Origin of the sequence: Brachyspira sp., assembly GCF_050873525.1 — a bacterium.
In the GTDB taxonomy this organism is placed as follows: domain Bacteria; phylum Spirochaetota; class Brachyspiria; order Brachyspirales; family Brachyspiraceae; genus Brachyspira.
Window position 1 is genome coordinate 1 of sequence record NZ_JBNMIZ010000280.1, and the last position, 2,810, is coordinate 2,810.

A 2,810-nucleotide genomic window follows, 5' to 3' on the forward strand; every position below is an offset into this window, starting at 1 on the left:
TAATAAGACTATTAATTTTTATAAATTTCATATATAATTATAAATATTCTTTTAATTTTAAAAGCAAGGAGTAAAAAAATGGAGAACCAAAATTTTAAAGATTATGATTATGAAAAAGATTTTCTCAATAAATTTGAGGAAGAAAAGAAAAAGTATAAAAGACCGAATATATTAATATGCGGTTATACGGGAGCTGGCAAAACGAGTATAATTCAAGCTATGCTCGGAAAAGATTTAGTTCCCGATGATATGATAGGACATGACGCTAATCCTATGACTCAAGATTACGATAGATATGAAAATTCTTATATTGGGATTTGGGATTCTAAAGGACTTGAACCCGATAAAGGGCAAGACGAATTTGTGGCAAGAACTAAAAACCATATAAGAAAAGTCCAAGAAAACGAAAATGTTGATGAACATATTCATATATTTTGGTATACTATATCCGTAGGCGTAGGCAAGGTAACAGGAACGGATTTAAAAATCATAAATAGCTTTCCAAAAGAATCCACTTTAGTAATTATTAGTAAAATAGACCTCGACAGAAAAAATAGAGTCGTGGAAGCTATTAAAAAAGAATTAATAAATAACGGTATTTCCGAAGATAAAATAATATTAACTAATGACGAATCTGAAAAAGGAATAGAAGAACTTTATTATAAAAGTTTAGAAATACTGCCCGAAGCTTATAAAACCGCTTTTGAGGAAGCGCAAAGGATAGATATTGAGAAAGCGGTAGACAAAGTTAAGGAGAAAAATAAAGAAGCAAAGGCAATAATAGGAGCGGCCACGGTTGCATCTGGTTCAGTAGCCGCAAATCCAATACCAATTTCAGATTCAATAATCATAACTCCGATTCAGATTGGAATGATAGCTGGATTAGCAGCGTTATACGGACTCAATAAAGAGCAATTACAACATCAGGCATTGCCTTTGGTAGCCCGAGTGGTTGGAATGTTAACCGCTTCTTCATTAGCTAAATTGATACCTGGATTTGGAAGCGCCGTTAATGCCACAGTTGCTGTTTTTATCACTGGCGCGTTGGGATGGTTCGTGCAAAATCAATTTGAAAAAATGGCTATAGCTAAAATTAAAGGCGAACCTGCGCCTACGATTGATTTTGATTTTTCCGTATTTGAAGAATTCTTAAAGAATTATAAAAAAGACAAAGATAATAAATAATTTTAATTCGCTATGTGTAAAGCTAATCGCTTTATGCATAGCGTTTATTTTGTTTTAAGGATAAAGTTATGTCTTTTAATTCAAAAATAGATGTCTCTGCTATACATAACGAAATATTAACTGCAAATACTATAACTTTTGGTAATACGATAAAAAAATTAAAAGTATCTAATAAAAAACCAAATATATTAATCTGCGGTTATACGGGAGCTGGTAAAACAAGTATAATTCAAGCTTTACTTGGAAAAGATTTAGTTCCTGATAATGAGGTTGGGTATGAAGCTAAACCTAAGACGCAGTATTACCATAAACATGAGAATGAATTAATTAGAATTTGGGACTCTAAAGGGCTTGAGCCAGATAAAGGTCAAGATGAATTTATAAGAATTACGGAAGAATTTATAAGGGAAAGACAAGATAAATCTAATAATGTAGATGACCATATTCATATATTCTGGTATGCTATATCCGTAGGTATAGGCAAAGTGACGGATACGGATTTAAAAATTATAAATATTTTTCCAAAAGAATCTACTTTGGTAATCATTAGTCAAATAGACATAGATAAAAGAGGGACAACCGAAGCTATTAAGAAAAGATTAATTAAAGACGGAAATATTTCAGAAGATAGAATAATATTGACTACGGATATAGAAGGCGGAAGAATAGGCATAAAAGAACTTTATGAAAAGAGTTTAGAAATACTGCCCGAAGCTTATAAAAAGGCTTTTGAAGAAGCGCAGCGAATAAATATTGAAAAAGCGATACAAATAAAAAAAGAGAAGAATAAAAAAGCAAATTATATAATATTAAAATATATAAATGAAATTAGAATATACGGAGATATTAACGAAGTAAATATTAAAATTAGTTCTATGATTGCGGAATTATCTAATTTATACGGTTTAAATGAAAAATATATAAATAATTTTGCATTGCCTCTATTTACTTCATTATATGCTTATACTTTCTTTTATCCAAAAGGAATTTTTGAATTATTTAATACGGAAAATAAAAATATAGACTTAATTATTTTAATATCTTCTATAGCTAATTACTGTAAAGATAAATTTGAAGAATTATCAATTTCTATAATTGAAAATAAACAAATAGAAACCATAGACAATAAAGATTCTTTCGATAATTATATGCAAAAATATAGAAATAAAATTTTATGCGATGGCGAAAGTCAATTAGCGAACATAATAAATAAAGAGGAGAATTTAATATTGTTAATCGGAGATTTGGCAAAAAATATTTATAAAATAAAATCTCTAAAAAATAATATATGGGCAATAATAATATCAAGCGTGGCGGCGTTAGTTCCGTTATTAATCGGATTTGCTCCCATCGGTATGGCTGCTTCCGTAATTCTTGGAGTCGGAGTCACCGCGGCTTTAGGGATTAGAGCGGTAAATGTTTTATTAGCTTTAATAAAAGCTGGTTCTCTTATTTTTGGCGGAAAAGTTTTTGGAGCTAAAAGAATACTTGATATGTTAAGAAACAACTATGATATTTTATATGATAAAAATAAAAGTTTACTTATAAAAAAGCTTTAGCCGCAAATAACTATAAATATTAACGAGTAAATATTTATATAACAGAATATTTTAATTTGTCAAAGA

The 2,810-nt window shown here is 29.4% G+C and carries 2 protein-coding genes; both read left to right on the forward strand.

Going from position 1 to position 2,810, the window contains the following annotated elements; translation table 11 throughout:
* Positions 1 to 78: 78 nt before the first annotated feature.
* Complete coding sequence (locus ACR0QS_RS12525) at positions 79 to 1,185, forward strand: DUF697 domain-containing protein (protein WP_432633788.1); 1,107 nt, start codon at positions 79 to 81, stop codon at positions 1,183 to 1,185.
* A 68-nt stretch (positions 1,186 to 1,253) separates the two neighbouring features.
* A complete protein-coding gene (locus ACR0QS_RS12530; protein WP_432633789.1) occupies positions 1,254 to 2,744 on the forward strand; it encodes a GTPase in 1,491 nt (496 codons plus the stop codon).
* Positions 2,745 to 2,810 lie beyond the last annotated feature (66 nt).